Here is a 26,164-nt window from a genome sequence, read left to right as displayed (position 1 = left end):
CTACCACGCGCCAAGGGAGATCGAGAAAATCGCGGAAGCAGCTTAATAAAAGTGTCCGCTACGACTTGACCAGAACAAAGCGCGTCACTAGAGCTTCGAGTTGCTCTTCGCTTGCCTCCTCAGGGGCATACTCCAGGCGCTGCAAAGCCCCCATGATCTGATAAGCATTCATGCGTAGGGAGCCTGCGACATTGATCGCGGCAGCATCGCCTCGGCTGCTGTTAGACATTGCCATGGTCAGGGTGATGCTAATGAGTGCCATGCCGCTGATGGCTAGCAGGGACGCAATAATGCGAGCAACCAGGGAGCGTTGAAGTAATTTCATGGCAGTTCCGATAGCGCGGAAGAGGTAACAGAGTGTGGCACTGTCTGCATTTTGTTACGAGGGCTATTCCTTTAGGGTTAGCCGGTCTACCTCTGATGTTTTTTGACCTGCACTAGGTATTTGCCGACAATTCTGGCATGTCTTCCGATGTCTTTATACCCCAACTGGGAAACGCCATGCCTTCATCCGTGCCGCCTCCCATGTGGGAGACATCAAACGAGCCAGTACCCGTAAATGGCTATCAGCGGCTAGTGGCCATGCTGCTGGTACCTCTGGCAAGTGCCCTTGCCGTTGCCAGTTGGTCGCTCTATGGATTGCTGGCAATCGATGCTTCCTATGTGCTGTTACCGCTGATTAGCGGTGTTTTATTGGCATGGCCGACGTGGCGTATAGCCCGGCACAGTGATACTTGCTGCTTAATGCAGTGGCTACTGCTCGGGCTGGCGTTATCGCTGGGCTGGTTCGGGGTGGCGAGCCAGCCGTGGGAGTTTATTTTGGTAGGAATTGGGCTGGGAGTGGGTGGAGCCATTATCGTCACAGGCATAGCGCATGCGCAGGGCTGGATACCTGGTTGCCCTGGGCGTTTGCTAGCCGGTCTCTGCCTGGCTTTACTGGCGGGTGTGGGGTTGTCTTTACGGCTGGTGCCATTGGTGGTGCAAGCCTATGGGTGGCGAGCAGCGCCATTGAGCCTGATGGTTCCTCTCGCCATGGTGATGTTGCTGCTATGGCTTTTCGTCGAGGCTCCTACGCCATACGTGCTAGCTCATGCTTCTGAGTGACGGCTTGTATAACTGAACACACGCATCTCAATAACTGTAACCATAAGGTCTACTCCATGGCGATAGCGACGTTTGCCGATTTACTGCAAGAAGCTCGTAAGCAACCTAAGCTGCAACGGCTGCTGTTTGTGTTTGTACGTGCAGAGCTGCCAGATTTTCCCGATGCCGAACAGCGCCGTCGCTTCGAGCAGGGCGAGGGGGGTGTGTTGGTGCCGGTGGTATGTGTAGATAAGTCGCCGGAGGAGCTGAGCAGCATGGTGGCGCTGGTCGAAGAGTCTCGCCGTACCGGGATCGAATGGAATTTGGTATTCGCTGCTGCCATGGATGACCCAAAGGATGACGCTGAGGTTGAGCGACAGCTGCAGCGCATGATGGAATCGTTGCAGATGGGTAATATCGCTTCTTTTCTTGCCTTCGATCCACACGGCGATGCCGTAAATATTGGCTAGGGGGGACCATGGAGCACTATTTTCTCATCAAGCACCTGCACATTACCGCCGCTGCGCTGAGCATTACGCTGTTCGTGGTTCGTGCCTGGTGGTCGGTAAAGGAAAGTCCATGGCTCAATGTTCGCTGGGTCAAGATACTGCCCCATCTCATTGATACGGCCTTGCTAGGGCTGGGGGTGACCTTGGTGGTGTTACTTTCCATATGGCCCTGGCAGCTTCCTTGGCTTGGCGCCAAGTTACTGGCGTTGCTGGCCTATATCGGCATTGGCACCATCGCGATTAAGCGTGGAGCAACGCCAACAGTGCGTGGCGTTGCTGCTGTAATAGCGGTGACCATCTTTATTTACATGGTGGGAGCCGCCATGCGCCACAGCCCTCTGTCCTGGTTGGCTTGAGCTGAAAAGCTCACTCGCAAGATGATCAAGTAGGGGGTTATTCCATTTCTACTGATGCACATCAGTTCGGCGTGCCATGGTAGTGCATAGCATGAGTTATATAACGTTTGCTGCTGACGCTTTTGCCTGGAGTGCTTGTTTTATGTCCTTGCGACCTTTTTCCCCTTCCATTCTCTCAGCTCCTCGACTCTCTACCATCACCCCCAGCCGTATGATCCGACTTCTAGATCCACGGATACCTTTTACTATCAAGCGGCGTTTAGTGGAGCCTTTGCTAAACCGTACCTTTGCTGTGCCGCTGGAAGAGGGGGAGTTCGATGCTTTGGAAGGTCGTCGCATCAGCCTCGCTATCGTTGATGTGGGGGTAACGCTAAGCCTGACACTTAAGGCTCAGCGATTGATGTTATGCCGTGAGAGTGGCGAGGCCACCATTCGTGGTGGATGGCGTGAATTTCTGTGTCTTGCCACTCGCCATGAAGACCCCGATAGCCTGTTTTTCCAGCGTCGTTTAGTAATCGAAGGGGATACAGAACTGGGGTTAATGCTGAAAAATTTACTGGATGGTCGTGAAGAGGGTTTTGCTCAAGGACGTTTAGGGGAAGTGTTGATGGGGCTGGAGCGGTTGGCACGTAGAGGGTAATTTACCCCGCCCCTAGCCCTTGGGGACCAGCCTTTTATCCAGCCACGCCGAGTGGTCGTGATGGGCCAAAGTGCTCAAAGTGGCGGCGATCCTCGCCGATACCCAGTTCAGACAGAGCACTATTAATTGCTGTCATAAACCCTTGAGGGCCGACGAAGTAGCAACGTGTTTTAAGACTAGGCAAGTAGTGAGCTAATAATCGGTGATCAATGCGGCCAATATGCTCGGCTTCGTTGCCGCGTTCATGAATGCGAACTGCCTTAAGGCACTGCGGGTACTCGGCCTTGAGCGCTTCCACTTCACTTGTAAAGGCTTGGTGCTGGGCATCCAAGGCAGCGTGTAGATAGACGACCTGACGGCCAAGCGCCAAAGCCTGCCGAGCTAGAGGCAGTAGTGGCGTTTGACCAACTCCTCCGCTGGCCAGCAGCAACGGCTCGTCGCCCTCTACCAGTGTCAGGTCGCCTGCGGGAGGTAGCAATTCTAGGGTATCGCCTGGTTGCAGAACATCGTGGAAATGACGACTGACTTGCCCCTCTGCTTCGCGTTTGATTGAGATGCGATAACTCCGACCATTGGGAGTATCCGATAGGCTGTAGTGCCGATAGACCGGTTCGCCGTTAATGGTGAGCCGTACACCGATATATTGCCCTGGCTCATGGTCAGCCACAGTGCCGCCATCCTCGGGTACCAGAATAAAAGAGCGAATTAACGCACTTTCCTGCTGGGTACTGGCAATCTTGAACCGGCGCGTACCTCGCCAACCGCCTAAGCGCTGTTCGAACTCGCGATAGCGCTGGTCTTCAAGATCGATCAGAAGAGCGGCGAGCTCGTTATACAGCGCGCCCCAGGCATCGGCGATTGCTGGTGTCACGGCATCGCCGAGTACATCGCCAATTGCGGCCAGCAAGCACTCACCCACGATGGGGTACTGCTCAGGAAGAATACCCAACGAGACATGTTTACTGACCACAACGGCCAAGGTGGCGCGGGCCTGGGCAGGGTTGCTGCGTAGCTTCACATAGGCCAGCACGGCGCTAGCCAAGGCACGAGGCTGACCACCGCTTTGCTGATGTGCCTCATTAAATAGTGGTTTGACTTCTGGGTAGCGGGTGAACATCAGCGGGTAGAAGCGCTGAGTAATAGCGTCTAGGTGTTCAGCAACGACTGGGGCTGTCGTCTCAATCCATTGTTCCTGCTCATGTGTTAGCACGGTTAATACCTCTGGTCTTTAAGATGTATTTATAATGAATCTTATAGTGCAAAGGTATCAAATGCCAACCTTGACGTGAGATTTATACGTTTTGTTGCGGAGTAAATACGGCAGTGGCTGATAGGTGGTCGGCAGCTAAAAATATAAGATGTATTTTTGATACTTGTCATGGTTTTTGGGGGTTGCTAGGCGCACAATCGTATTTCCAAGTAATTTAGTCGGGATTATGCCATGCCAACTATTACCTCCGCCCAGCCTGCTGACAAGCCAACGTCGTTGCCATTAATGCGCCTAGCTTTTCGGCCTTTCTTTCTGTTGGCAGCTCTGTTTAGTGTGGTTTCCCTGCTGGTGTGGCTAGCTTTCTGGCATGGCAATATTTTATTGCGCCCCTACGGTGGCCTGATTTTTTGGCATCAGCATGAAATGCTGTTTGGCTTTGCGGCGGCGGTGGTAGCGGGGTTCTTACTGACAGCGGTACGCAACTGGACCGGATTGCCGAGCGTAAGCGGTGGGCCGCTGCTAGCGCTAGTGCTGTTATGGTTGTTAGGTAGGTTGCTGATGGCCTTTCCCATGGCATTGCCAGCCTGGGTGTTGGTGGTGGTCGATCTGGCATTTCTACCCGCGGTTGCTATCGTTATGGCGAAGTTGGTGATTACTGCGAAACGCTGGCGTAATTTGATCTTTATTCCCGTACTGGCGCTATTGGCTATTGCTAACTTGGCGATGCACCTGGGCATGATAAATGGCGACTATGCACTGGTTCGCAACGCTGCCTACTTAGCTGTGCTGCTGATCAGCCTTATGATGACAGTGGTAGGCGGTCGGGTGATTGCCATGTTTACTGCAAATCGATTGGGGCGCCCCAAACCGGCTCCTATCCCCTTGCTTGAAGGTGTTACGCTGGCGAGCACGGTTAGCGTCGTTCTGCTGCAGTCGGCCATCATGCTGGGTATTGCCGTTCCCGCGGCCCTAATGGGCAGTGTAATGCTACTGGCGGCGTTCGCTAATACGGTGCGTATGGCGCGTTGGGGGGGACTTTACAGCTGGCGCGAACCGTTACTGTGGGGATTGCACGGCAGCTACGCCTTTATCCCCTTAGGTCTCGTCATGTGGGTATTGGCGCTAATGGGACTGATACGCACTGAACTGGCGGTTCATGCGTTGAGTATTGGAGGGATGGGGGTAATGATGCTGGCAATGATGGCCAGGGTTTCGCTAGGCCATACAGGCCGACCAATACGCACCCTACCGGGTATTGGTGTTGCGCTGGGATTGATGCTCATCGCCGCAGTGGTGCGTTCTCCCGTATTAGCGTTATTTCCTCAGATTACCCACTGGACCTATACGTTGAGTATTATCTTTTGGTGCTTGGCCTACGCCATATTTCTAGCGCACTACACGCTGCCACTGATGCAGGCGCGAGTCGATGGACAGGATGGCTGAAGGAGTGAAACATTTTCACTTTAGCCAGTGAGCACTAAGCGTTAACGGCGGGGATGCGCATAAGTTGTGCCAGTTGAGGCTGCTGATTGCCCAACAGGTCGGCCAATGTATAGTGGTCGAGTACATCTAAAAATGCTGACAAGGCATTATTAAGAATCGGCTGAAGGCGGCATGCGGGGGTAATGATGCAGGCGTTTTTGCTATGAAAACACTCCACTAATTCCATGTCGTGTTCCATCTCGCGTACCAGCTCGCCCAGCACGATCGTAGCGGGGTCGCGGGTTAGCAGCAAACCACCATTCTTGCCACGAATAGCGGTAACGTAATTTTTCTGGCTAAGTTCCTGAACGATTTTCATCAAATGATTGCGAGAAATATCAAAGGTCTCTGCGATCTCATTAATGGTCGAGCGCTCTTCTCCCTTCACAGCAAGAAAGATCAATACGCGTATCGAATAATCAGTGAATCGGGTGAGGTGCATGGAGTTGACGTTGCTCCGAGAGTAATCCGGCTATAAAAAGCATGTTGTATGAATGTTAAGTAAGTTGCAATGAGAGCGCGGATTAAGGGCCGCTGACATTGGCTGAGGCGATAGGCTTTACTGACGTAACTCAAGTCGATGAAAATGTGGTTCTAAACGCTTGACCAGCGCATTTAATCGAGCGCTAGAGGGCGCATGGGGAACAGGCTGAGCATAGCTGGCGTCAAGGCATTGACCACCGCGAGCCACCTGTAGTGCGTAGTGGCGTACTCCGCAGTCGGCAAGCGTCAGTGCCAGTCGTTCCACATCGGTAAGCTGAAAATCCTGCCAGTGAATCGTAGTGCGGCATTCAAAGTTGATCTCACTTTCGAGCAGCGCTACTAGGCTGCGTGTATGGCGCTGCCAGATACCAGTACGGCCGCAAATGCGATCAAACTCTTTTCCGCGCCCCTTTACATCCAACCCCACCCAATCCAGATGTGGCAATAGCTGGGTGAGCCGTTCAGGATAAGGGCCAGCGGTATGTAGCCCTACCTTAAAGCCCAGTGCTTTCACTTCCTTTACCGCTGCGGGCAAGTCGGCACTCAAGGTTGGCTCCCCTCCGCTGAAGACCACGGCTTCCAGCAGGTTTTTCCGGGTAGCCAGGAATTCCAGCACTGCCTGCCACTCATGGGGCTCACTTCGTCGCGGCGCGATCATGCTGGGATTGTGGCAGTAGCCACACCGTAGCGGGCACCCTTGTAGAAAAACAACGCACGCTAGATGGTCTGGGTAATCCAGAGTGGTCATCGGTACTAGGCCAGCGATAGGCAGGCGAACAGTGCCTGGTACGGCGCTGGTGTCATCAAGCGTCGCGATAATAGACATAGCAATAATCCCTGCTGGGTGCCTGTTGCGAGGTACCCAGCAGTCTAGAGTGAAAGATAAGGGGTAGTTACAGAGAGGCGGCGCCTTCAGTAAAATGGCGACGTTCCTGGTGTTCGGCACGCTTACCGATATTGAATTGGCTTACTGGTCGGTGGTAACCCATAACGCGGGTCCAGACTTCGCAGCGCTGGCGCTGTTCTGTGGGCAAGCTAGCGTATCGAGTGGTTTGCATCAGAGAGTTCCTTAAACAGGTTGATAAAAGTAAGGCAAATGCCTCATGTCATGGCGGCGTCGGTTACGCTCGCCGTTTGCGTCCACAGTGCTTCATCGCACTTGGGACAGAACTCATGTTCGCCGGCCAGGTAGCCATGCACCGGGCAGATCGAAAACGTGGGTGTCACTGTGAGGTAGGGTAAGCGAAAGTTAGCGAGCGCCGTTTTAACCAGCTTGCGGCAGGCAGAGGCCGATGTGATTCGTTCGTGCATATAGAGATGCAGTACCGTGCCGCCGGTATAGCGCGCCTGTAAAGGATCCTGGTGACTGAGTGCCTCAAAGGGATCATCGGTATGGCCTACCGGTAATTGACTGGAGTTGGTGTAATAGGGCGCCTCGGGTGTACCGGCCTGAAGAATGTCAGGAAAGCGAGTCAGATCCTCCCGGGCAAAACGGTGCGTCGTGCCCTCCGCCGGTGTGGCTTCCAGGTTATACATATGACCGGTCTGCTCTTGGAATTCGCGCATCCGCTCGCGAACGTGATCCAGCAGGTCTAGTGCCAGCTGTAGCCCCTGGGGATCAGCGATGTTGAAGCAGTCACCGCTAAAGTTACGCACCATTTCGTTGAGCCCGTTCACTCCCAGAGTGGAGAAATGGTTGCGCAGCGTGCCCAGATAGCGCTGGGTAAATGGATAGAGCCCTTGATCCATTAACTGCTGGATGCGTTCGCGCTTGAGTTCGAGGCTATCTCGCCCAAGCGACAGCAAACGATCCAGCTCGTTGAACAGCCCCTCTCGGTCACCTGCGAAGCGGTAGCCTAACCGAGCGCAGTTAATCGTCACGACCCCCAGTGAGCCAGTTTGCTCCGCGCTGCCAAATAGGCCGTTGCCGCGTTTGAGTAGTTCACTCAAATCAAGCTGCAGACGGCAGCACATGGAGCGCACCATATGGGGTTCCAGATCCGAATTTAGAAAGTTCTGAAAGTAGGGCAAACCATACTTGGCGGTCAGCGCGAAGAGCCGCTCGGCGTTGTCGCTTTCCCAGTCGAAATCATGGGTGATGTTATAAGTGGGGATAGGAAAGGTGAACACACGCCCGTGGCGGTCCCCGGCCTCCATTATTTCCAAATAGGCCCGGTTAATTAAATCCATTTCAACCTGCAGTTCGCCGTAGCTGAACGGCTGCTCCTCGCCACCGATAACCGGTATCTGTTGGCGCAGGTCGTCGGGGCAAACCCAATCGAAGGTTAGGTTGGTGAAGGGCGTCTGGCTACCCCAGCGGGAAGGCACATTGAGGTTGTAGATAAATTCCTGAAGCGCCTGCTTGATCTGTGCGTAGGTGAGGCTGTCCTTGCGCACGTAGGGTGCCAGATAGGTATCGAAAGAGCTGAAGGCTTGTGCCCCAGCCCACTCGTTCTGCAAGGTGCCAAGAAAATTAACCATTTGCCCCAGAGCACTGGAAAGGTGGCGGGGTGGGTGGCTTTCGGCGCGCCCCGGCACACCATTGAATCCCTCAAGTAGCAGAGTGCGTAGCGACCAGCCAGCGCAATAGCCGCACAGCATATCCAGGTCATGAATATGCAGGTCACCTTCTCGGTGGGCTTCACCCACTGCGTGCGGGTAAATCTCATCGAGCCAGTAGTTGGCGATTAGCTTGCCAGAGACATTAAGGATCAAACCACCCAGTGAATAGCCCTGATTGGCATTGGCATGGACACGCCAATCGGCGCGTTGAAGGTACTCGTTGACCGTCGAAGCGACATCGATATGGCGCTTTGCTATCTGAACGCTGGTGGTGGTTGGCACCTCTGTCTCCTATATGTGGTATTTGTTTAAAATAAAATTACCATATGTTGTTTATAAGGATAGGCTGCCACGATTTTTAAAAAAGTGATCCAGATCATCAGTGGTTGGATATGCATAAAAAATGAGGCGCTAAGAGTATTCGTATGCAGGCGTCCGCCAGGGAGGTTTACTGGGATAAAGGCGCATGCCTCAACAGGCTCTGCTGCTAGGCAGAGCCATCTAAAGGGAGGATGTAGTGGTAGTTAAGCTTGGTAGTTAAGCTTCTGCGTTAGTTGGCCTGGGGGCGGGTGTTGTCCATACCCGGGCGGCCGTACCAATAGCCGTCGCAGATGCCAACCTCCACCAGTGTTAGAGGATCGGGAGGTGGCAGACTGCCATTTCGGGCTTGGTCGAAGGCATGGACCACCTCGGCCATGCCTTCTGCCCGTGGGCTGAGGCGCGCCACTGAAACTCCCATGTTGGTCATGGTCGTAAGCTCATGGCGGAGATCCTGGCAAGCGCTTGAAAGCGTCTGAATACCGTTCAGGGTGAAAACATCTCGGGATTCTTGAGTACGCAGCACTAAGCCTTCAGGATATTTTTGGCAAACGAACTGGCAGCGGTCTTTGGATTTTTGGTGGCGTCGGGCAGTAAAGCAGCGTGATGACCAAGCTAGCGGCAAGTGACCGTAGGCAAACACTTCACAGGGCTGGTTCACACCCGCCTGATGACCATCGGCGATGAGCTGGGCCAGGTCGTCCCGGGACATTTCCACCGGTGCCTGCCAACGCTGCATTCCTGCACGATTCATAACGCCTAAGGTGGCGGGGTTGTAGAGGTTGAGCGCCGCCCCAGCGATAAATGGTAGCCCGGCATGGGAGAGGAGTTGTAGGGCGCTTTGGTCGTTGGCTTCGACGATAAAGTTGCCGTTGTCACAAATCTTTCGCAAATCCCGCAGGTCAGCCTCGGACTCAATCAGGGTTTGGCTGGCGAGAACTATCTGCTTACCTGCCTGGGAAAGTTCGCGGCCTATGCCTAGCCAGTCGTCCAACTTCATATCGCGGCGCCGCGAGCAGACCGTTTCGCCTAGGGTGATAATCTCCACTGGCCAGTCGGCCGCTTCACGGTAGAAGTTGGCGTAATGCTCGCGTGTCCAGTAGAAGAGCACCGGACCCAGGGACAGTTGCAGGGTAGGGGGTGTCGTCATGGTGAACTCCTATTTCCAGCGACGCTCGTAGGCGCCCAACGTGGTGGTTGCACCTTCGGAAAGTTCAGCAAGGCCCTCCATCCAGGCGTGTTCTGGATGAAAACGCCCAGGAGCGTGTTCGAGACGGTCCAACGCCTGTCGCCAAATGCCCGCAACCTTCGACACATAGGCGGGGCTGCGCTGGCGCCCTTCGATTTTTACCGCGCTGATGCCCAGGTTGCGCAGCTCCGGCAGTAGCTCCAGGGTATTGAGACTGGTGGGCTCCTCGATGGCGTGATAGGTCCCACCCGTTACCTCAAAGCGGCCCTTACACAGGGTTGGGTAGCCAGCGCGCTCACCCTCAGCGTAGCGATCAATCAGCACATTGTTCAGGCGCGACTCCAAGCCGCGAGGCGTCTCTTCCCAGCGTACATGAGCCGCTGGTGAGCAGACGCCCCGAGTATTGGGCGACTCGCCGGTGAGGTAGGAAGACAGATAGCAGCGCCCTTCAGCCATGATACACAGGCTACCAAAGGCAAAAACCTCAAGCTCTACAGGTGTCTGCTTAGCCAGGTCGCGAACCTGGGTGATGGATAACACCCGTGGCAGTACGGCACGCTTGATGCCGAAATGCTGATGATAAAAGCGTAGCGCTTCATGACTGGTTGCCGACCCTTGTACCGAAAGATGGCGTGCCACGTCAGGATGGTGCTTAGTGGCATAATCGAGCAGCCCCATATCGGCGAGGATTAATGCATCCACACCCATATTGACCGCCTGGTCCACGGCGCGGGTCCACTGCTGCCAGCCATTGGGCTGGGGGTAGGTGTTAATCGCGCAGAACACCCGCTTTCCCTGCTTATGGGCATAGTCTATTCCCTCTCGGGCGCGTTTTTCGGTGAAATTCAGTCCAGCAAACTGGCGCGCATTGGTGATGTTCTGGAAGCCGAAATAGATGGCATCAGCTCCTTTATCCACAGCACGCTTTAGAGCGGGCAGGTTGCCAGCAGGGCATACAAGCTCCATAGCGGAGGCTCCTAAGATGAAAGTCCGGGTATCTTAGTCAGCTATTTCTTGTTGCCTTTTGACACAGGTCATAACGGTGGGGCTTTCGAAAAGCGGCTATTGACGCCTCAGCAGGCCAAACCCGCTGGGTGCAAGCGGTATAGCCTCGATAGCGCTAATCACCTATTCCTTTCAGTTTGCCGCTCTATCACCTTGGGGGTAGACAGGGTCTATATGTAGGTAATCACGCAGCAATCCCCTTATCGATCGCGCAGACTCCACTCTATGGAACCCGCTTGGCGGGTAACGCAAATTTCCGAGGAGCCTGGAGATCGACCATGAGTCACTTCATAGATCGGCTGAATTTCTTCCGCAAGTCCCGCGAGCCTTTTGCTAATGAGCATGGCGAACTACGTAGCGAATCCCGCCACTGGGAAGATAGTTATCGTGCCCGCTGGCAACACGATAAAGTGGTGCGTTCCACCCATGGTGTGAACTGCACCGGCTCCTGTAGCTGGAAGATCTACGTTAAAAACGGTTTGGTTACCTGGGAAACCCAGCAGACCGACTATCCGCGTACCCGCCCCGACCTGCCCAACCATGAGCCGCGTGGCTGCCCACGGGGCGCCAGCTACTCCTGGTACATGTACAGCGCCAACCGTCTCAAGTATCCGTTGATTCGCAAGCCGCTGCTGGCGCTATGGCGCGAAGCGCTGAAGGCTAACCCAGACCCGGTAGATGCCTGGGCGTCTATTGTCGAAGACCCCGCCAAGACCAAGCAGTACAAGCGTGCTCGCGGCATGGGCGGCTTCGTGCGCGGTAACTGGGACGAGCTTAACGAACTGGTGGCGGCCTCTAACGTTTACACCGCCAAGCAGTATGGCCCCGACCGAATCATTGGCTTCTCGCCGATTCCTGCCATGTCGATGGTCAGCTACGCCGCCGGTAGTCGCTACCTATCGCTGATTGGCGGCGTTTGCATGAGCTTCTACGACTGGTATTGCGACTTGCCGCCAGCCTCACCGATGACCTGGGGCGAGCAGACCGACGTACCTGAGTCTGCTGACTGGTACAACTCCGGCTACATTATTGCCTGGGGCTCCAACGTGCCCCAGACGCGTACCCCGGATGCCCACTTCTTTACCGAAGTACGTTACAAGGGCACCAAGACGGTCTCGATCACCCCGGATTATGCCGAAGTCTCCAAACTTACCGACGAGTGGCTTTCCGCCAAACAGGGCACCGATGCGGCCCTGGCGATGGCCATGGGCCATGTCATCCTTAAGGAATTCCACCTTGAGAACCCCAGTGCTTACTTTACTGATTATGTGCGCCGCTATACCGACATGCCGTTCCTGGTGGAACTGGAAGCGCGGGAAGATGGCAGCTTCGCACCGGGTCGCCAATTGCGTGCCAGTGATTTTGACGCCGCTCTGGGCCAGGAAAACAACCCTGAGTGGAAAACCGTCGCCTGGGACGAATCCCGTGACCAGCTGGTGGTACCACGCGGTTCCATCGGTTTCCGCTGGGGCGAAACTGGCGATGAAGTGGGCAAGTGGAATCTGGAGTCGCTGGACGCCGCAGGCACTGAAATCAAGCCGTTACTAAGTTTGGTCAACCACCACGATAGCGTGGCGCGCGTGGCGTTCCCTTACTTTGGTGGCATCGAGCACGAGCACTTTGAACACGTTAAAGGGGCCGGTGTTGGCGCCGCCGAAGACCTACTGTTCCACAATTTGCCCGCCAAACGTTTGAAGAGAGCCGATGGCAGCGACATGCTGGCGGTCACCGTTTTTGATCTGATGTGTGCCAACTACGGTATCGACCGTGGTTTTGTTGGCGACGGCGAAGATGATGGCGCGACCTCGTTTGATCAGATTCGCCCCTATACCCCCGCGTGGCAGGAGAAAATCACCGGTGTCCCAGCAGAGCAGTGCACCCGCATTGCTCGAGAGTTTGCCGACAACGCCCATAAAACCAACGGCCGTAGCATGATCATCGTCGGTGCGGGTATGAACCACTGGTACCACATGGATATGAACTACCGCGGCCTGATCAATATGCTGGTGATGTGTGGTTGTATCGGTCAGAGTGGTGGCGGCTGGGCCCACTATGTTGGTCAGGAAAAACTGCGTCCGCAGACTGGCTGGACGCCGCTAGCCTTCGGACTCGACTGGCAACGCCCGCCGCGCCATATGAATTCTACCTCGTTCTTTTATAACCACTCCTCCCAGTGGCGCTACGAAAAGCTCGAGATCAAAGAGATCCTGTCACCGTTGGCCAAGGTCGAGGATTACCCCGGTAGTCTGATCGACTTTAACGTACGCGCCGAGCGCATGGGCTGGCTGCCGTCGGCACCTCAGCTAGACACTAACCCGCTGCGCCTGGCCAAAAAAGCCGCAGCCGCGGGCATGTCCACTGCCGACTATGCGGTTCAGCAGCTCAAGAGTGGTGAACTGCGCTTTGCCGCGGAAGACCCGGACGCGCCAGAGAACTTCCCGCGTAATATGTTCATCTGGCGTTCCAACTTGCTGGGCAGCTCCGGTAAGGGCCATGAGTACATGCTCAAGTACCTGCTGGGTACTCGCCACGGTATTCAGGGTAAAGATCTGGGTGATTTCGGCGGCCAGAAGCCTGAAGAAGTCGTATGGCGTGACGAGGCGCCGGAAGGCAAGCTCGACCTGCTGGTGACGCTGGATTTCCGCATGTCCACCACCTGCCTCTACTCGGATATCGTGCTGCCTACGGCGACCTGGTATGAGAAGGACGACCTTAACACGTCAGACATGCACCCCTTTATTCACCCCTTGACTGCCGCCACCGACCCGGCTTGGGAATCGCGCAGCGACTGGGATATTTACAAGGGTATTGCCAAGGCGTTTTCCAAGGTGTGTGTAGGCCACCTGGGCGAAGAGACCGACCTGGTCACGCTGCCGATGCAGCACGACTCGCCAGGAGAATTGGCCCAGCCGGCAGTGATGGATTGGAAGAAGGGCGAATGCGCGCCGATTCCCGGCAAGACCATGCCATCGCTGATTGAGGTCAAGCGCAACTATCCCGAAACCTATGAGCGCTTCACCTCTGTAGGGCCGTTGCTGGAAAGCATCGGTAACGGCGGCAAGGGCATCGCCTGGAATACCGATGCGGAAGTCGAGCTGCTGGGCAAACTAAACCATCGCAAGCTGGACGGCCCGCATAAAGGGCGCCCGTTGATCGATAGCGCTATCGATGCCGCCGAGATGATTCTGACCCTGGCACCGGAAACCAACGGCGCCGTGGCAGTAAAAGCGTGGGATGCACTCTCCAAAATTACCGGACGCGACCACACCCACCTGGCGAGGCCCAAGCAGGAGGAGAAGATCCGCTTCCGCGATGTTGTCGCCCAGCCACGCAAGATTATCTCCAGCCCAACTTGGTCCGGCCTTGAGGATGAGCATGTCTCCTATAACGCCGGTTACACCAACGTTCACGAGCTGATCCCTTGGCGCACCGTGAGTGGTCGCCAGCAGTTCTATCAGGATCATGCCTGGATGCGCGCTTTCGGCGAAAGCCTGCTGGTCTATCGTCCGCCCATCGATACCAAAGCGGCCAAAGGCTTCCAGCTTCCCGCCGACAACGGCTTCAAGAGCAAGGCGCTGAACTTCCTCACGCCGCACCAGAAGTGGGGCATCCACTCCACTTACTCGGACAACCTGCTGATGTTGACGCTTAACCGAGGCGGCCCGGTGGTGTGGCTCTCCGAGGCGGACGCTGCCGAGATCGATATCGAGGACAACGACTGGATCGAGGTCTACAACGCCAACGGCTCGATTGCCGCGCGGGCAGTGGTCAGCCAGCGGGTGAAGGCGGGCATGGTGATGATGTACCACGCCCAGGAGCGCAACGTGAACGTCCCAGGCTCTGAGGTCACCGGCACACGGGGCGGTATCCACAACTCGGTCACCCGGGTCTGCCCCAAGCCAACCCATATGATCGGCGGCTACGCGCAGCTCTCTTACAGTTTTAATTACTACGGCACCGTCGGCTCAAACCGCGATGAGTTCGTGTTAGTGCGCAAGATGAAACACGTTGACTGGCTGGATGGTGAAGGCAATGACAGTGTTCAGGAGAACGTGGCTCTTAAAAACAGTGCTCTCAAGAGCAGTGCTCAGGAGGCCGTGAAATGAAGATTCGTTCCCAGGTAGGCATGGTTCTCAACCTTGATAAGTGTATCGGTTGCCACACCTGTTCGGTGACCTGCAAAAATGTTTGGACCAGTCGCGAAGGTATGGAGTACGCCTGGTTCAACAATGTCGAGACCAAGCCCGGTATCGGCTATCCCAAAGAGTGGGAGAACCAGGCCAAGTGGAAGGGCGGCTGGATGCGCCGTACCGATGGCCGGATTGAACCGCGTATTGGTGGCAAATGGCGGGTGCTGGCGAACATCTTCGCTAACCCCGACCTGCCTGAAATGGATGACTACTATGAGCCGTTCACTTTCGACTACCAACACCTGCATACCGCCAAAATCGGCGAGCACCAGCCGGTGGCGCGCCCGCGCTCGCTGATTTCCGGTCAGCGTATGAAAAAGATCGAATGGGGCCCCAACTGGGAAGAGATTCTCGGCACCGAGTTCGCCAAGCGGCGCAAAGACGCCAACTTCGACAAGGTGCAGGCAGATATTTACGGCCAGTTCGAAAACACCTTCATGATGTATCTGCCGCGCCTGTGCGAGCACTGCTTGAACCCCACCTGTGTGGCGTCCTGCCCCAGCGGTGCGATCTACAAGCGGGAAGAGGATGGCATTGTTCTAATCGACCAGGACAAGTGCCGTGGCTGGCGGATGTGTATCTCCGGCTGCCCCTACAAGAAGATCTACTACAACTGGAAAAGCGGTAAGTCCGAGAAGTGTATTTTCTGCTACCCGCGTATCGAGGCCGGTCAGCCGACCATCTGCTCCGAGACCTGTGTGGGCCGCATTCGCTATCTCGGCGTGCTGCTGTATGACGCTGATCGTATCGAGGAAGTGGCAAGCTCCCCTGACGAGCGTGACCTCTACCACCGCCAGTGCGAGATTTTCCTCGATCCTAACGATCCGGAAGTGATTGCCCAGGCCAAGCGAGATGGCATCCAGGATAACGTCATCAAAGCCGCCCAGGCCTCACCGGTCTACAAGATGGCTATCGACTGGGGATTGGCGCTGCCGCTGCACCCGGAATACCGCACGCTACCGATGGTGTGGTACGTGCCGCCGCTGTCGCCGATTCAGTCCGCCGCTGAGGCGGGGCATGTGGAGTTTGACGGCATCCTGCCCAAGATCGAATCACTGCGTATCCCGGTGAAGTACCTGGCTAACCTGTTGACTGCTGGCGAAGAGGAGCCCGTGGTGTTGGCACTCAAGCGCTTGATGGCGATGCGTGTCTACATGCGCGGCAAGCATGTGGAGGGTGCCCCCAACGCCGACGTGCTCGATGCCGTGGGGCTTAGCGTCGCTCAAGTAGAGGAGATGTACCGCTACCTAGCCATTGCCAACTACGAGGATCGGTTTGTGATCCCCACCAGCCATCGGGAAATGGCCACCGAAGCCTTCCCGGAACGGGGAGGATGCGGCTTTACCTTTGGTGATGGTTGCCACGGTGAGAGCCAGCCCAACCTGTTCAATGGCCGTAAGCAGACCAGCGTGTTGGTGAAACCGGTAGAGGTCTTCGACCCGCAGCCACAACTTGAGGAGTCTCGTCATGACTGAAGCCGCTACCCAATCGCCGACCCCGGTAGAGCTGTCATTCGAGCCGCTACAGGGCATGCGCAGCCTACGCGTACTGGCCCGCCTGCTTGATTACCCAACCCAGGAACTGCAGGATGCCTGCGGCGAACTCATCGAAATTCTCAATGCTGAGCGCCGCCTGGGGGCGGCTCTCAAATCGTCGCTAATGGCGTGGTGTCAGCGTCTCCAAGAGGGCGACCTGCTTGAGCTACAGGCCGAGTACGTCGCCATGTTCGATAAGGGGCGGGCTACGTCGCTGCTGCTATTCGAGCACGTTCACGGCGAGTCCCGTGACCGTGGCCAGGCCATGGTGGATCTCATGGCCGAGTACAGCGCGGCCGGTTTCGAGCTGGATGCCCGTGAACTGCCCGATCATCTACCGGTGTTTCTTGAGTACCTTTCGCTGTGCGACGACGCCGAGATTGGCCGCTGGCTGGGTGAAATACGCCATATCCTGGCGCTGCTAACCGCACGGTTGGAGGAGCGGGGGGCGGATCACGCCCTGGTGCCGTTGTCACTATTGGCGTTAATCGGTGCCGAGGGGGATGTCGAAGAGCATCGGCCCCAGGTCAAAAAAGAAGTGCCTGACAACACCCCCGAAGCATTGGACGCCGTATGGGAAGAAGAAGCGGTGCGCTTCTCGGCAACCTCAGATGAGGATTGCGCGCTGCAGTCTGCCGAAGGGCGTCGCTTGGCCGAGCGTAAACACACCGTTCAGAGTCAGCCGGTGCGCATTATGCATGCTCCGTCTTTAAATGCCTCTTCCGCTCCTTCCGCCGATCGTTAATAGGAGAATCACCATGTATGACGCGATTGCGCATTACTTAACCCATCTGATCTACGGTTACTACCCCTATCTCGCTGGCACGGTATTTCTGATCGGCAGCCTAATGCGCTATGACCATGGCCAATTCACTTGGAAGACCGGCTCCAGCCAGATGCTGTCATCAAAGAACATGCGCTTGGCCAGCAATCTGTTTCATATCGGCATTATCGTGATCTTCTTTGGCCATCTGTTCGGCATGCTAACACCGCACTGGATGTATGAGCGTTTTCTTGATCCCAGCACTAAGCAGCTTCTCGCGATCGTAGTAGGCGGTATTGCCGGTGCCATGTGTTTGGTGGGCGGCGCCATGCTGCTGTATCGCCGTATTGCCAATGATCGGGTACGTGCCTCGTCCAGTGTTATGGACACCGCCATTCTGGGGCTAATTGTGTTCCAGGCGGCGTTGGGTATGGTCACCATCCTCTTTTCTCTGGGCCACATGGATGGCGAGATGATGGTCACTTTGGCCAGCTGGGCTCAGGCAATCGTCTTCTTTGGCGGTGGCGCTGCCAACTATATGGAAGAGGTCTCTTGGATCTACAAGCTACATATCTTTGTGGGCTTAACCATCATCCTGCTGTTCCCCTTTACCCGCTTGGTGCATGTCTGGAGCTTACCGTTTGGTTATATCACACGTAGGTACCAGCTGGTTCGCCGTCGCGGCTGAGAACAACTATCCGCACGCTTAGATGTATGTAGCTTAGCTTTGTATAGAGGGACATGCCATGCAGATGATTGATATTGAACAACTACCTGGGGGCGTTGCACCGCCTCCAGTACGTGTCGGCGACGCCAGTATCGATGAAGAAACAATTGCCTTAGAGATGCAGTACCACCCCGCCGAAACGGCGGGGGAGGCCCAGCTTCAGGCGGCTCGCGCACTCGTGGTCAGGGAGCTACTGCGCCAGCGTGCTAACGCCCTGGGCCTACTGTCGATGCAAGAAGCCAGCGAAGCGCAAGAGGATGCGGCGATTGCTGCCTTGCTGGAACAGGAGCTTGAGGTGCCCGAGCCGGGGGAGGCTGATTGCCAGCGCTTTTTCGACACCCACCGTGAACGCTTCAGCGAACCGACCCAGTTACGCGTTCGGCATATCCTGCTCGCGGCGGCGCCGGACGACTCTCTGGGGCGCGACGAAGCGTACCAGCTTGGCGAAAAGCTACTCGAACAGCTCAACCAGATACCCGAACGGTTTGCTGAATTTGCTCAGCACCACTCCGCGTGCCCTTCCAAAGAGATGGACGGTGACTTGGGTTGGTTAGTGCCGGGGCAGACTGTTCCAGAGCTTGATCGTGCTTTGCAGCACCTGCCCGAAGGTTTATACGAGCGTCCTTTAGCGTCTCGCTATGGTTGGCACGTGGTGAGTATTGACGAACGTCGTGAAGGACGGGCGTTACCTTTCGAGCAAGTTTGCGACCGGGTGCGCCATAGTCTCAGAGAACAGGCGACTCGACGTGCGTTGCGTCACTATTTGCTGGCGCTAGAGAGCGACATCGGCGTCGAAGGAATTGTTCTGGACGACGATGCTGGCGCTAGTTTGATGCAATAGCTTGATGCAATAGGAAAGCGAATAGGAGAGATTTGATGTCCCATGTGCCTGTAGATGCTCTTTTTATCCCGCTTAGCATCGCGGTGCTAACGGTTTCAGATACGCGTGGTTTGGATGAAGATGGCAGCGGTGACCTGCTGGTTAAACATCTGAGCGAAAGTGGCCATATCCTGGTGCAAAGGCGCATCGTTCCTGATGATATCTACCAGGTTCGCGCCGTGGTCTCGGAGTGGATTGCGTGCCCCGATATCCACGCGATCCTGGTTAACGGTGGCACCGGCTTTACCCCCCGAGATACCACCCCAGAGGCACTGACACCACTGTTCGACAAAGCGGTTGAGGGGTATGGGGAGCTGTTCCGGCATTTGTCCCTACAGACCATCGGAACAGCGACCATTCAGTCTCGGGCAGTCGCAGGGGTCGCCAATCAAACACTGATCTTTGCCATGCCCGGCTCACCTAAAGCGTGTGCCATGGCATGGGATAAGATTATCTCGCTGCAATTGGACTCCCGTACTCGGCCTTGCAACTTTGCCGCCATGGTACTGCCTGCAGAGATCGCGTGCAGTGGGCGTGATACAGCGATCTCTACTCATGATGTGGAGCGCTTATGAACTGTCACTGTGCAGAGATAGTCACACCCGGCTTGCTAGATCTGTTTGATGCACGCCAATGGCTTATCGAAGCAGCCAAGCCGATTAATGCTGTAGAGGACGTTACCCTTGAACAGGCGGCGGGGCGAGTATTGGCAGAAACGATTGTCGCACCCCTCGATATGCCGGGGGTAGACAACAGCGCTATGGATGGTTACGCGCTGTGTCTGGCTGATTACCAAGCGGTACCTCACGGCGCAGGCTTACCCATTCTTCAACGCGTACCGGCTGGCGCAGGCGTCATGCTGCTACCGGAAGGAGGCTGCGCGCGTATTTTTACCGGCGCGCCGGTACCCATGGGGGCAGATATTGTGGTGCCTCAAGAGCGGGTAACCCTTGATCAGCGTGGGTATATACACCTCGAGGGTAGCTTGGTGGTAGGCGCTAATATTCGTCGCCAGGGGGAGGAGACTCGCATGGGGACCCCGCTACTCGCTGCGGGTAAGTTGCTTGATGCAGCATCGATTGCACTACTGGCAAGCCATGGAATCAATGCTGTGACCGTCAAGCGGCGCCTGCGGGTGGCACTGCTTTCAACCGGCGATGAGCTGATTGCCCCAGGCACGACGCGATCACCGGGGCAGGTATACGACAGCAATCGCGCCATGCTTAGCGTACTGCTAGCGCAAGCTCAGTGCGACGTGCTGGATTTGGGTGTCATCGCTGATTCGCCGCAGTCATTGCATCAGGCTTTTGAGAACGCAGAAACCGTTGCAGATGTGGTGATGTGTACCGGTGGTGTTTCGGTAGGCGAGGAGGATCATGTTCGTCCGGTGATCGAGCAGCGCGGTGGGCTACATTTCCATGGTGTTGCCATGAAGCCTGGTAAGCCTTTTGCGTTTGGCTATCTAGGTGCTGCGCCCTCTTCAACTACGCCGTTAATCGCGCTGCCTGGCAACCCTGTTGCTTCCCTGGTGGGTTGGCAATTACTGACGCTGCCGTTTATTCATGCCATGCAAGGTAGAAGTGTCGCTGCGTTGCAGGGTTATCCCGTTAAGGCAGGCTTTTCTCAGCGCGGCCCCAGGGGGCGTTGTGAGCTGTTAAGGGTGGTGCTGAACTGGGCAAGAGAGCTGCCGGTGGCGCAGTTAGCGGGTGGTCAGGGCTCGCATATGCTCAGTGCGGCTAGCCAAGCCGATGGCTATTTAATGATTAATCCCGAAACAGACGTAGCAGAAGGGAGCACCTACCACTACTACCCCATTAATCAGTTCGCCGCTTGAGTTTTTATACTCACTGTGGCTGCTGATGCTGTTTGCTTTTTATAGGAGAGGGTATGTCTTCACACCACAAACCACGCACATTGGTATATGCCTGCTCCGGCTGCTCTGATGTTGCGCAGCTTGCCAATAGTGTCGCTCTGCGTCTTGATCATGCAGGGGAGGCAGAAATGTCCTGTATTGCTGGGGTGGGCGGTGGTGTGCCAGGTTTGGTACGTACAGCTCGCAGTGGGCGGCCCATTGTGGCTATCGATGGTTGTCAAATGCACTGTGCTAGCCACTGCCTCGCCAAGGCGGGCGTGTCACCCACAGAGCATGTGAAGCTCTACGAAAGCGGACTGCACAAAAGGCGAGGCCAATTTTATGATGAACAAACCATCAAAGACGTTACCTCTGAGGTGCAGGCACTTATTGCTCGGCTACCTGTTAATGCCAATGCCTACGTAGAGGAGCCTAAAAAATGAGCGGATTAGTGGATGGTTTTGGGCGAACGATACGTTACCTGCGCTTGTCGGTGACGGATCGTTGTGACTTCCGCTGTGTTTATTGCATGGCTGAGGAGATGACATTTCTGCCCCGGGCCAAGCTGCTTACCCTGGAGGAGTTGGCCACGCTCTCGCAAGCGTTTGTCGAGTTGGGGGTGGAGAAAATTCGTCTAACAGGAGGGGAGCCACTGGTACGCAAAGGCATACTAACGCTAGTCGAAAAGCTCGGTGAATTGGCAGGCTTGCGCGAGCTGGCGATGACCACTAACGGCTCAGGGCTGGTCAAACATGCTGACGCGTTACGCCAAGGTGGGCTTGGACGGCTCAATATCAGTCTCGACTCGCTCAAGCCCGAGCGCTTTAAAGCATTAACCCGCACAGGTGACCTAAGCCAAGTGATCACGGGTATCCGTGCAGCTCGCCGCGTTGGCTTTCAATCGATAAAGCTCAATGCCGTACTGCTTAAGGGGCGTAATGATGACGAAATTCTCGACCTGGTGAATTTTGCCCGGGATGAACAAGTCGATATCAGCTTTATTGAGGAGATGCCGCTGGGCGCTATCAGCGAGCATAACCGTGGCGAAACCTTTCTTTCCACCGATAGGGTGCGTGAGATCATAGAGCAACATTACCAACTTTTACCCACCACAGAGACCACCTTAGGGCCATCCCGTTATTACCGTATGGCGGACAGTCAGTCGCGCATCGGTTTTATTTCTCCCCATAGCCATAATTTCTGCGATGCCTGTAACCGAGTAAGGGTGACTGCTGAGGGGCGACTGCTGCTTTGTTTGGGCAATGAACATTCGGTCGACTTGCGGGCGGTAATGCGTGCCCACCCTGGGAATATGTCACGGCTTAAGGCCACGATCGTAGCCGCCATGCAGCAAAAACCTGCCCGCCACCATTTTACGACTGACGGTGATGTGCAGGTAGTGCGTTTTATGAATATGACCGGAGGGTAGGGCGAACTATTCAGGTGGGAAAACGTTAACCATTAAGCTGACATAGGTCATCCATAAAGAGGGAGACTGTCCTGGAGTGAGTATACCCTGGTAGCGTAAAACGTTAATGTGACACTGCTACCAAAACAGGAGAGTAAAGATGTATATCGCCATGAACCGTTTTCGGATTGCCCCAGGCCGCGAAGAGGATTTTTTAGAGGTGTGGCGCAACAGAGACTCCCATCTGGATGAAGTGCCGGGCTTTAAGCAGTTTCAAATGCTGCAAGGCGAAAGCCAGGAAGATCACACTGTGTTTATTTCCCACAGCGTGTGGGAGTCTGAAGAAGCATTCCGCGCGTGGACCAAGTCAGACGCGTTCCGCAAAGCCCACGCTAATGCCAAATCACCCGAAGGCATTTACCTTGGCCCGCCTAAGTTTGAAGGCTATGAGGTGGTGCTTTAAGCCATAAGCACTATGTCAGCGCTTGGCAACAAGCAAGTGGCAAGCGATATGGGGTTACAAGTTCATCACCAACATCACGCCAATAAGTGCCACCGCACAGCCCACTACGATCCACTTGAGCGAGGAGTTTGCGGTGGTAGCGCTTTCGTTTTCCATTTCGGTCATCAGGGTATTGAAGCGCATGCCGAAGATGAACTTGGATTTGAGGTATCGATTACTGACTCTTATCCCCTGATACCAATGATCAGGAAAGTCGACCAGCGAAGCGGGGATCGCCAACCTTTCATAGCGTGCTGAAAGCAACATGCTCTTTGACTCCATGCTGATCAGTTCGCTGCGACGAGGGATCAGCGCAGAGACATCCGCTTCAGGGATCTCTTCGAACGCCAGCGGCATGCAGACGTAGTTGCCTTCATTCTGCCCCAGTAAAAGCACCGGAACTCCGTGTTCGCCGCACTGAAAGCGTGCTAGGCAGGGAAACCGTTTATCCGCGTAGTCCGGCTGAAAAGGCCCATAACTATTGATAATGAAGCCGGGTAGTAACCCTTGGAGGTCTGTACGAAAGAGTGTCTTTGTGAAGCTGCGGCCATGCTGAAAGAAGTTCCAGGCAAGATGGTTGACGATACGCTCGCGTAGTTTCTCGCTGGCGAGGTGGGTACCTGTGGTATCGGGCAGTTCCGTATTGGCTTTGCATAGAGAAGCTTCGACCCAGTCTGGACTGAAGACGGCATTAAACCCCATGGGCGTGGTGAAGCTGACTCTAATCTCCCAACGCTCGGGACTGTCAGCGGGTTCGTTCTCATGCTTGATATCTTTTTTTATCATCAAAGTGATATCGTCGACAGTAGGCACGATGTCTTGATCGACCATGGCACGTAGCACATTGAAGGCGCTGAGGTTGTTTGCTGCCAGCAGGCTGTTCTCATAGGGAGGTTCGGGAACGATGGTCGACACAGTCTCTTCGTCCCAGCTCATTAGCGGCGGCACCCTAATATGCTCGAAAAAGATCTGAGCGTTGGGAGAAAGCGTACTCAGTGCCTTCGCATTATCGGGTAGTTCTGGAAAGAGGGGGTTGTTCCAATCTAGTTGGTCATCAAATACGTATAGCGACTTAATCTCGCTTGGTTCGCGAGCAGAAGTGTACTCGAGTTCGATATCGCGCCAGTGCTGAACAGCACCGTAGGGTAAGGTTTCAGCGTCACTCTCAGGTTCGAAAAAGAAGGCATCGGCCTCGTATATGACTTCGTTGCCCTCATCATCTTTCAGGATCGCCGTTATGCCGAATAGCTGCATTAAGGCTCCCCCAATCGTCAGACCATCTTCCTTGTCGATGAGGTGTATGCTCAAGTTGTAAAGATGGGCATTGCGAGCCAGCTCGGCAAGGGACAGCGTCTTGATTACTATTTCGCTGCCGTCTTCAAGTTTTACGTTGGTCATTGCCCTCTGTAGAGCGTCTTGATTGCTGGAAGCGACGTAGCACTGCTGAGAACCTACCTGTAGTAACCCTGACAGTTCCTGGCCTGATGAGTTGCGATAAAAAACAACATGAAGTTCACTATTGGCCCAACGCAGCAGCTTGCGCTTGTTTGCCGTTGATAGACTCTGCTTAAACTCAGTGAAAGAGAAAGGCGCAGAAATGGCTGCGGTCATAATTCATCATCCTTGATATGGAAGGTGTGTCGCCAAAGCATATTGCTAAAGTAAAGAAGGCATGTTGCTAAAAAATAGTGCCAAGTGCGCCGCACGGACGACCATTAACTCTTTGGCCTGTATTAGCAATTCGCTTTCAAACAGCTAAGCTAATGAGACGCTACTGTTATAAAAAACAAGTATAAGTAGCAAGTATAATGAACAAGGCTTAAGTGTAACAGGCGAAAAGAAATTAGAACCGCTGATTATGAACCCCTGATGAGGTACTGAAATGAAGACAGTGAAGCAAGGAACGGGTCGCTGGTTGATTGCTCTAGGGCTGGCGATGTTGGCGATACCGGCCATTGCCGGGGAGGGCGTCAGTTTTGTGACGCCAGAGGATGGCGCTGAGGTATCGAGTCCGATCCAGGTGGAAATGGCCGTCACTGGTATGGACATCGAACCAGCAGGCACCATGAAGGACGGCACAGGCCACCATCACTTGCTCATTGATGCTGGGCCGATTGCTAAAGGCGAGGTTGTGCCCACAGACGATACGCATATCCACTTCGGTGGTGGGCAGACCAGTTACGAGCTCAGCCTCCCTCCAGGTGAATACACGCTGACGCTACAGTTTGCCGACGGCGCACATCTTTCCTACGGCCCGGATTGGTCGAGTACCATTACCGTTAACGTGGTTGAATAAAGAGTGTTCAGGCCCACCCTCGCACTGCTCGAGTACGGGCCTGTTTTGAGATGGGCGGTTGTCCTGCTTTAAGCGCTTACTTAAATTGGTAAAAACTAAACTTAGTAAAAACTTAAGCTTGGTAAAAAGCTTAAAACAGCGCTAAGCCAATAGAGAGCAGCACGCTGTAAAGTAGCGTCGAAATAGCGGTTTTCTTAAGCATGCCAGTCAGCGTTTCGCCATCATGGGTATCGCGTAATGTTCTGGCAGCATCCGTTAGCGGCTTGGCCACTAACAGGCAGCTCCATCCCAGCAGCGGTACTGGTAGTGCAACCAGATAGGCCAAGGTGAGCAGCAAAGCTACCCCCAGTAATGTCCAGTGGTACTTAATCGCCCTGGCGCGGCCTAGCCGCACCGCCAGGGTGATCTTGCCATTGCGTGCATCGCTTTCGATATCGCGCACGTTATTCACATTGAGCACGGCAGTGGCTAACAGCCCGCATGCGGTGGCGGGTAGCAATGGTAGCCAGCTAAGCTGCTGTACGTGGAGGTAGTAAGTGCCTAATACGCCGAGCAGCCCAAAAAATACAAAGACCGCAATATCACCTAGCCCACGATAGCCATAGGGCGCGCCGCCCAGACCGACGGTATAGGTCACTGCGGCCAGTAATGAGGCAGCGCCTAGCAGCAGGAAAGTGGCGATCTGCCCCCACTGGGTTCCAAAGGCGGCAAACAGTAATAAAAGCCCGCATAGCGCGGCGGCAATGGCCGCTATGACTATTCCTTTACGCATCGCTTCGGGGCTGAGTAAACCAGAAGAGACGGCTCTAGCAGGACCTATGCGTTGCTCGTCATCAGCTCCCGACGCAGCATCACCATAGTCGTTCGCCAGATTAGAAAGCACCTGTAGCGCAATGGCGGTCAGCAGGGCAAGCAATAGCACCGCAGGGTTAAAAGCATCCATACTCGCCGCTAGACCAGTACCCAATAGAATAGAGGCGCACGCCAGCGGCAGCGTACGAGGGCGTGCGGCTAACAGCCAAGCTTGGTAGTAGTGGCGCTTACTGTTTTGTCCCATTACATCAATATTCCTGTTGGCCATTTTCATTTTAAAAACGCTAGCGGAGTCATCGTCAAACATTCAGTAATGTATGATTAAGTGCTGAAAAGTAGACCTAAGTCAAAATAAACAGCA

Annotated in this window: 26 protein-coding genes; 16 read left to right on the top strand and 10 right to left on the bottom strand. The window is 55.0% G+C overall.

The genetic code is table 11. The features are described 5' to 3' along the window. Positions 1-58: 58 nt before the first annotated feature. Complete coding sequence (locus tag CPA45_RS09885; protein WP_244287573.1) at positions 59-325, bottom strand: type IV pili methyl-accepting chemotaxis transducer N-terminal domain-containing protein; 267 nt, start codon at positions 323-325, stop codon at positions 59-61. 176 nt (positions 326-501) lie between these two features. Here CPA45_RS09885 and CPA45_RS09880 point away from each other — a divergent pair, with 176 nt between their 5' ends. From CPA45_RS09880 to ubiT, 4 genes are all read left to right on the top strand, one after another. Then, positions 502-1,104 (top strand): hypothetical protein, encoded by a 603-nt coding sequence (locus tag CPA45_RS09880; protein ID WP_244287572.1) that lies wholly within the window; start codon positions 502-504, stop codon positions 1,102-1,104. Between the two features lie 56 nt (positions 1,105-1,160). After that, on the top strand, positions 1,161-1,553 hold the full coding sequence (locus CPA45_RS09875; protein ID WP_096651379.1) for a ribonucleotide reductase subunit alpha: 393 nt from the start codon (positions 1,161-1,163) through the stop codon (positions 1,551-1,553). A gap of 8 nt (positions 1,554-1,561) precedes the next feature. Further along, entirely contained in the window at positions 1,562-1,948 is a 387-nt protein-coding gene (locus CPA45_RS09870) for a SirB2 family protein (protein WP_096651378.1), read from the top strand. Between the two features lie 91 nt (positions 1,949-2,039). Continuing rightward, entirely contained in the window at positions 2,040-2,588 is a 549-nt protein-coding gene (gene ubiT, locus CPA45_RS09865; protein WP_244287571.1) for a ubiquinone anaerobic biosynthesis accessory factor UbiT, read from the top strand. A gap of 34 nt (positions 2,589-2,622) precedes the next feature. Here ubiT and CPA45_RS09860 read toward each other — a convergent pair whose 3' ends face one another. Continuing rightward, on the bottom strand, positions 2,623-3,798 hold the full coding sequence (locus CPA45_RS09860; RefSeq protein WP_096651376.1) for a globin domain-containing protein: 1,176 nt from the start codon (positions 3,796-3,798) through the stop codon (positions 2,623-2,625). A 231-nt stretch (positions 3,799-4,029) separates the two neighbouring features. Here CPA45_RS09860 and CPA45_RS09855 point away from each other — a divergent pair, with 231 nt between their 5' ends. Next, positions 4,030-5,241: an NnrS family protein gene (locus CPA45_RS09855; protein WP_096651375.1), complete on the top strand. Its 1,212-nt coding sequence runs from the start codon at positions 4,030-4,032 to the stop codon at positions 5,239-5,241. Positions 5,242-5,275: 34 nt separating this feature from the next. Here CPA45_RS09855 and CPA45_RS09850 read toward each other — a convergent pair whose 3' ends face one another. The 6 genes from CPA45_RS09850 to ubiU all read right to left on the bottom strand — a co-directional run bounded on the left by CPA45_RS09850 (position 5,276) and on the right by ubiU (position 10,798). Further along, positions 5,276-5,722 (bottom strand): Rrf2 family transcriptional regulator, encoded by a 447-nt coding sequence (locus CPA45_RS09850; RefSeq protein WP_096651374.1) that lies wholly within the window; start codon positions 5,720-5,722, stop codon positions 5,276-5,278. A gap of 117 nt (positions 5,723-5,839) precedes the next feature. Continuing rightward, entirely contained in the window at positions 5,840-6,589 is a 750-nt protein-coding gene (locus CPA45_RS09845; protein WP_096651373.1) for an anaerobic ribonucleoside-triphosphate reductase activating protein, read from the bottom strand. Positions 6,590-6,656: 67 nt separating this feature from the next. Next, entirely contained in the window at positions 6,657-6,821 is a 165-nt protein-coding gene (nrdD, locus tag CPA45_RS23180) for an anaerobic ribonucleoside-triphosphate reductase (protein WP_078088996.1), read from the bottom strand. A 43-nt stretch (positions 6,822-6,864) separates the two neighbouring features. After that, positions 6,865-8,607, bottom strand: a complete 1,743-nt coding sequence (locus CPA45_RS09835) for a ribonucleoside triphosphate reductase (protein WP_096651372.1) — start codon at positions 8,605-8,607, stop codon at positions 6,865-6,867. Positions 8,608-8,875: 268 nt separating this feature from the next. Next, positions 8,876-9,793, bottom strand: a complete 918-nt coding sequence (locus CPA45_RS09830; protein WP_096651371.1) for a U32 family peptidase — start codon at positions 9,791-9,793, stop codon at positions 8,876-8,878. A gap of 9 nt (positions 9,794-9,802) precedes the next feature. After that, on the bottom strand, positions 9,803-10,798 hold the full coding sequence (gene ubiU, locus CPA45_RS09825; protein WP_096651370.1) for a ubiquinone anaerobic biosynthesis protein UbiU: 996 nt from the start codon (positions 10,796-10,798) through the stop codon (positions 9,803-9,805). A 317-nt stretch (positions 10,799-11,115) separates the two neighbouring features. Here ubiU and CPA45_RS09820 point away from each other — a divergent pair, with 317 nt between their 5' ends. The 10 genes from CPA45_RS09820 to hmuQ all read left to right on the top strand — a co-directional run bounded on the left by CPA45_RS09820 (position 11,116) and on the right by hmuQ (position 22,655). After that, positions 11,116-14,943 (top strand): nitrate reductase subunit alpha, encoded by a 3,828-nt coding sequence (locus CPA45_RS09820; protein WP_096651369.1) that lies wholly within the window; start codon positions 11,116-11,118, stop codon positions 14,941-14,943. Then, a complete protein-coding gene (narH, locus tag CPA45_RS09815; protein ID WP_096651368.1) occupies positions 14,940-16,502 on the top strand; it encodes a nitrate reductase subunit beta in 1,563 nt (520 codons plus the stop codon). The genes CPA45_RS09820 and narH overlap by 4 nt, the downstream gene beginning before the upstream one ends. Continuing rightward, the gene (gene narJ / locus CPA45_RS09810) at positions 16,495-17,307 is read left to right on the top strand and encodes a nitrate reductase molybdenum cofactor assembly chaperone (protein WP_096651367.1); all 813 of its coding nucleotides are present in this window, start codon (positions 16,495-16,497) and stop codon (positions 17,305-17,307) included. Before narH ends, narJ begins: the two co-directional genes overlap by 8 nt. A gap of 13 nt (positions 17,308-17,320) precedes the next feature. Next, positions 17,321-18,013, top strand: a complete 693-nt coding sequence (gene narI, locus CPA45_RS09805) for a respiratory nitrate reductase subunit gamma (protein WP_096651366.1) — start codon at positions 17,321-17,323, stop codon at positions 18,011-18,013. A 58-nt stretch (positions 18,014-18,071) separates the two neighbouring features. Next, positions 18,072-18,893, top strand: coding sequence for a peptidylprolyl isomerase (locus CPA45_RS09800; protein ID WP_096651365.1), 822 nt, complete (start codon positions 18,072-18,074; stop codon positions 18,891-18,893). 35 nt (positions 18,894-18,928) lie between these two features. After that, positions 18,929-19,507, top strand: coding sequence for a molybdenum cofactor biosynthesis protein B (gene moaB / locus CPA45_RS09795; protein ID WP_096651364.1), 579 nt, complete (start codon positions 18,929-18,931; stop codon positions 19,505-19,507). Further along, complete coding sequence (locus CPA45_RS09790) at positions 19,504-20,766, top strand: molybdopterin molybdotransferase MoeA (protein WP_096651363.1); 1,263 nt, start codon at positions 19,504-19,506, stop codon at positions 20,764-20,766. The genes moaB and CPA45_RS09790 overlap by 4 nt, the downstream gene beginning before the upstream one ends. A 53-nt stretch (positions 20,767-20,819) precedes the next feature. Then, positions 20,820-21,227 (top strand): putative zinc-binding protein, encoded by a 408-nt coding sequence (locus CPA45_RS09785; RefSeq protein ID WP_096651362.1) that lies wholly within the window; start codon positions 20,820-20,822, stop codon positions 21,225-21,227. Beyond that, positions 21,224-22,213: a GTP 3',8-cyclase MoaA gene (gene moaA, locus CPA45_RS09780; protein WP_096651361.1), complete on the top strand. Its 990-nt coding sequence runs from the start codon at positions 21,224-21,226 to the stop codon at positions 22,211-22,213. The genes CPA45_RS09785 and moaA overlap by 4 nt, the downstream gene beginning before the upstream one ends. Positions 22,214-22,352: 139 nt before the next feature. Continuing rightward, positions 22,353-22,655, top strand: a complete 303-nt coding sequence (gene hmuQ / locus CPA45_RS09775) for a heme-degrading protein HmuQ (protein WP_096651360.1) — start codon at positions 22,353-22,355, stop codon at positions 22,653-22,655. 54 nt (positions 22,656-22,709) lie between these two features. Here hmuQ and CPA45_RS09770 read toward each other — a convergent pair whose 3' ends face one another. Further along, a complete protein-coding gene (locus CPA45_RS09770) occupies positions 22,710-24,305 on the bottom strand; it encodes a hypothetical protein (RefSeq protein WP_096651359.1) in 1,596 nt (531 codons plus the stop codon). A 271-nt stretch (positions 24,306-24,576) separates the two neighbouring features. Between CPA45_RS09770 and CPA45_RS09765 the strand changes: the two genes are divergently transcribed. Further along, positions 24,577-24,990, top strand: a complete 414-nt coding sequence (locus CPA45_RS09765) for a DUF4399 domain-containing protein (RefSeq protein WP_096651358.1) — start codon at positions 24,577-24,579, stop codon at positions 24,988-24,990. A gap of 130 nt (positions 24,991-25,120) precedes the next feature. Here CPA45_RS09765 and CPA45_RS09760 read toward each other — a convergent pair whose 3' ends face one another. Continuing rightward, the gene (locus CPA45_RS09760; RefSeq protein WP_096651357.1) at positions 25,121-26,047 is read right to left on the bottom strand and encodes a 1,4-dihydroxy-2-naphthoate polyprenyltransferase; all 927 of its coding nucleotides are present in this window, start codon (positions 26,045-26,047) and stop codon (positions 25,121-25,123) included. Between the last annotated feature and the right edge of the window lie 117 nt (positions 26,048-26,164).

The organism is Vreelandella nigrificans, from assembly GCF_002374315.1.
In the GTDB taxonomy this organism is placed as follows: Bacteria; Pseudomonadota; Gammaproteobacteria; order Pseudomonadales; family Halomonadaceae; genus Vreelandella; species Vreelandella nigrificans.
The sequence above is the reverse complement of the archived record's forward strand: the minus strand, read 5'-3'. Positions and strand labels throughout refer to the sequence as shown.

Coding starts and splice junctions, on each gene's coding strand:
- CPA45_RS09885 (WP_244287573.1), bottom strand. CDS start 325: ATGAAATTACTTCAACGCTCCCTGGTTGCTCGCATTATTGCGTCCCTG.
- CPA45_RS09880 (WP_244287572.1), top strand. CDS start 502: ATGCCTTCATCCGTGCCGCCTCCCATGTGGGAGACATCAAACGAGCCA.
- CPA45_RS09875 (WP_096651379.1), top strand. CDS start 1,161: ATGGCGATAGCGACGTTTGCCGATTTACTGCAAGAAGCTCGTAAGCAA.
- CPA45_RS09870 (WP_096651378.1), top strand. CDS start 1,562: ATGGAGCACTATTTTCTCATCAAGCACCTGCACATTACCGCCGCTGCG.
- ubiT (WP_244287571.1), top strand. CDS start 2,040: ATGAGTTATATAACGTTTGCTGCTGACGCTTTTGCCTGGAGTGCTTGT.
- CPA45_RS09855 (WP_096651375.1), top strand. CDS start 4,030: ATGCCAACTATTACCTCCGCCCAGCCTGCTGACAAGCCAACGTCGTTG.
- CPA45_RS09850 (WP_096651374.1), bottom strand. CDS start 5,722: ATGCACCTCACCCGATTCACTGATTATTCGATACGCGTATTGATCTTT.
- CPA45_RS09845 (WP_096651373.1), bottom strand. CDS start 6,589: ATGTCTATTATCGCGACGCTTGATGACACCAGCGCCGTACCAGGCACT.
- nrdD (WP_078088996.1), bottom strand. CDS start 6,821: ATGCAAACCACTCGATACGCTAGCTTGCCCACAGAACAGCGCCAGCGC.
- CPA45_RS09830 (WP_096651371.1), bottom strand. CDS start 9,793: ATGACGACACCCCCTACCCTGCAACTGTCCCTGGGTCCGGTGCTCTTC.
- ubiU (WP_096651370.1), bottom strand. CDS start 10,798: ATGGAGCTTGTATGCCCTGCTGGCAACCTGCCCGCTCTAAAGCGTGCT.
- CPA45_RS09820 (WP_096651369.1), top strand. CDS start 11,116: ATGAGTCACTTCATAGATCGGCTGAATTTCTTCCGCAAGTCCCGCGAG.
- narH (WP_096651368.1), top strand. CDS start 14,940: ATGAAGATTCGTTCCCAGGTAGGCATGGTTCTCAACCTTGATAAGTGT.
- narJ (WP_096651367.1), top strand. CDS start 16,495: ATGACTGAAGCCGCTACCCAATCGCCGACCCCGGTAGAGCTGTCATTC.
- narI (WP_096651366.1), top strand. CDS start 17,321: ATGTATGACGCGATTGCGCATTACTTAACCCATCTGATCTACGGTTAC.
- CPA45_RS09800 (WP_096651365.1), top strand. CDS start 18,072: ATGCAGATGATTGATATTGAACAACTACCTGGGGGCGTTGCACCGCCT.
- moaB (WP_096651364.1), top strand. CDS start 18,929: ATGTCCCATGTGCCTGTAGATGCTCTTTTTATCCCGCTTAGCATCGCG.
- CPA45_RS09790 (WP_096651363.1), top strand. CDS start 19,504: ATGAACTGTCACTGTGCAGAGATAGTCACACCCGGCTTGCTAGATCTG.
- CPA45_RS09785 (WP_096651362.1), top strand. CDS start 20,820: ATGTCTTCACACCACAAACCACGCACATTGGTATATGCCTGCTCCGGC.
- moaA (WP_096651361.1), top strand. CDS start 21,224: ATGAGCGGATTAGTGGATGGTTTTGGGCGAACGATACGTTACCTGCGC.
- hmuQ (WP_096651360.1), top strand. CDS start 22,353: ATGTATATCGCCATGAACCGTTTTCGGATTGCCCCAGGCCGCGAAGAG.
- CPA45_RS09770 (WP_096651359.1), bottom strand. CDS start 24,305: ATGACCGCAGCCATTTCTGCGCCTTTCTCTTTCACTGAGTTTAAGCAG.
- CPA45_RS09765 (WP_096651358.1), top strand. CDS start 24,577: ATGAAGACAGTGAAGCAAGGAACGGGTCGCTGGTTGATTGCTCTAGGG.
- CPA45_RS09760 (WP_096651357.1), bottom strand. CDS start 26,047: ATGGGACAAAACAGTAAGCGCCACTACTACCAAGCTTGGCTGTTAGCC.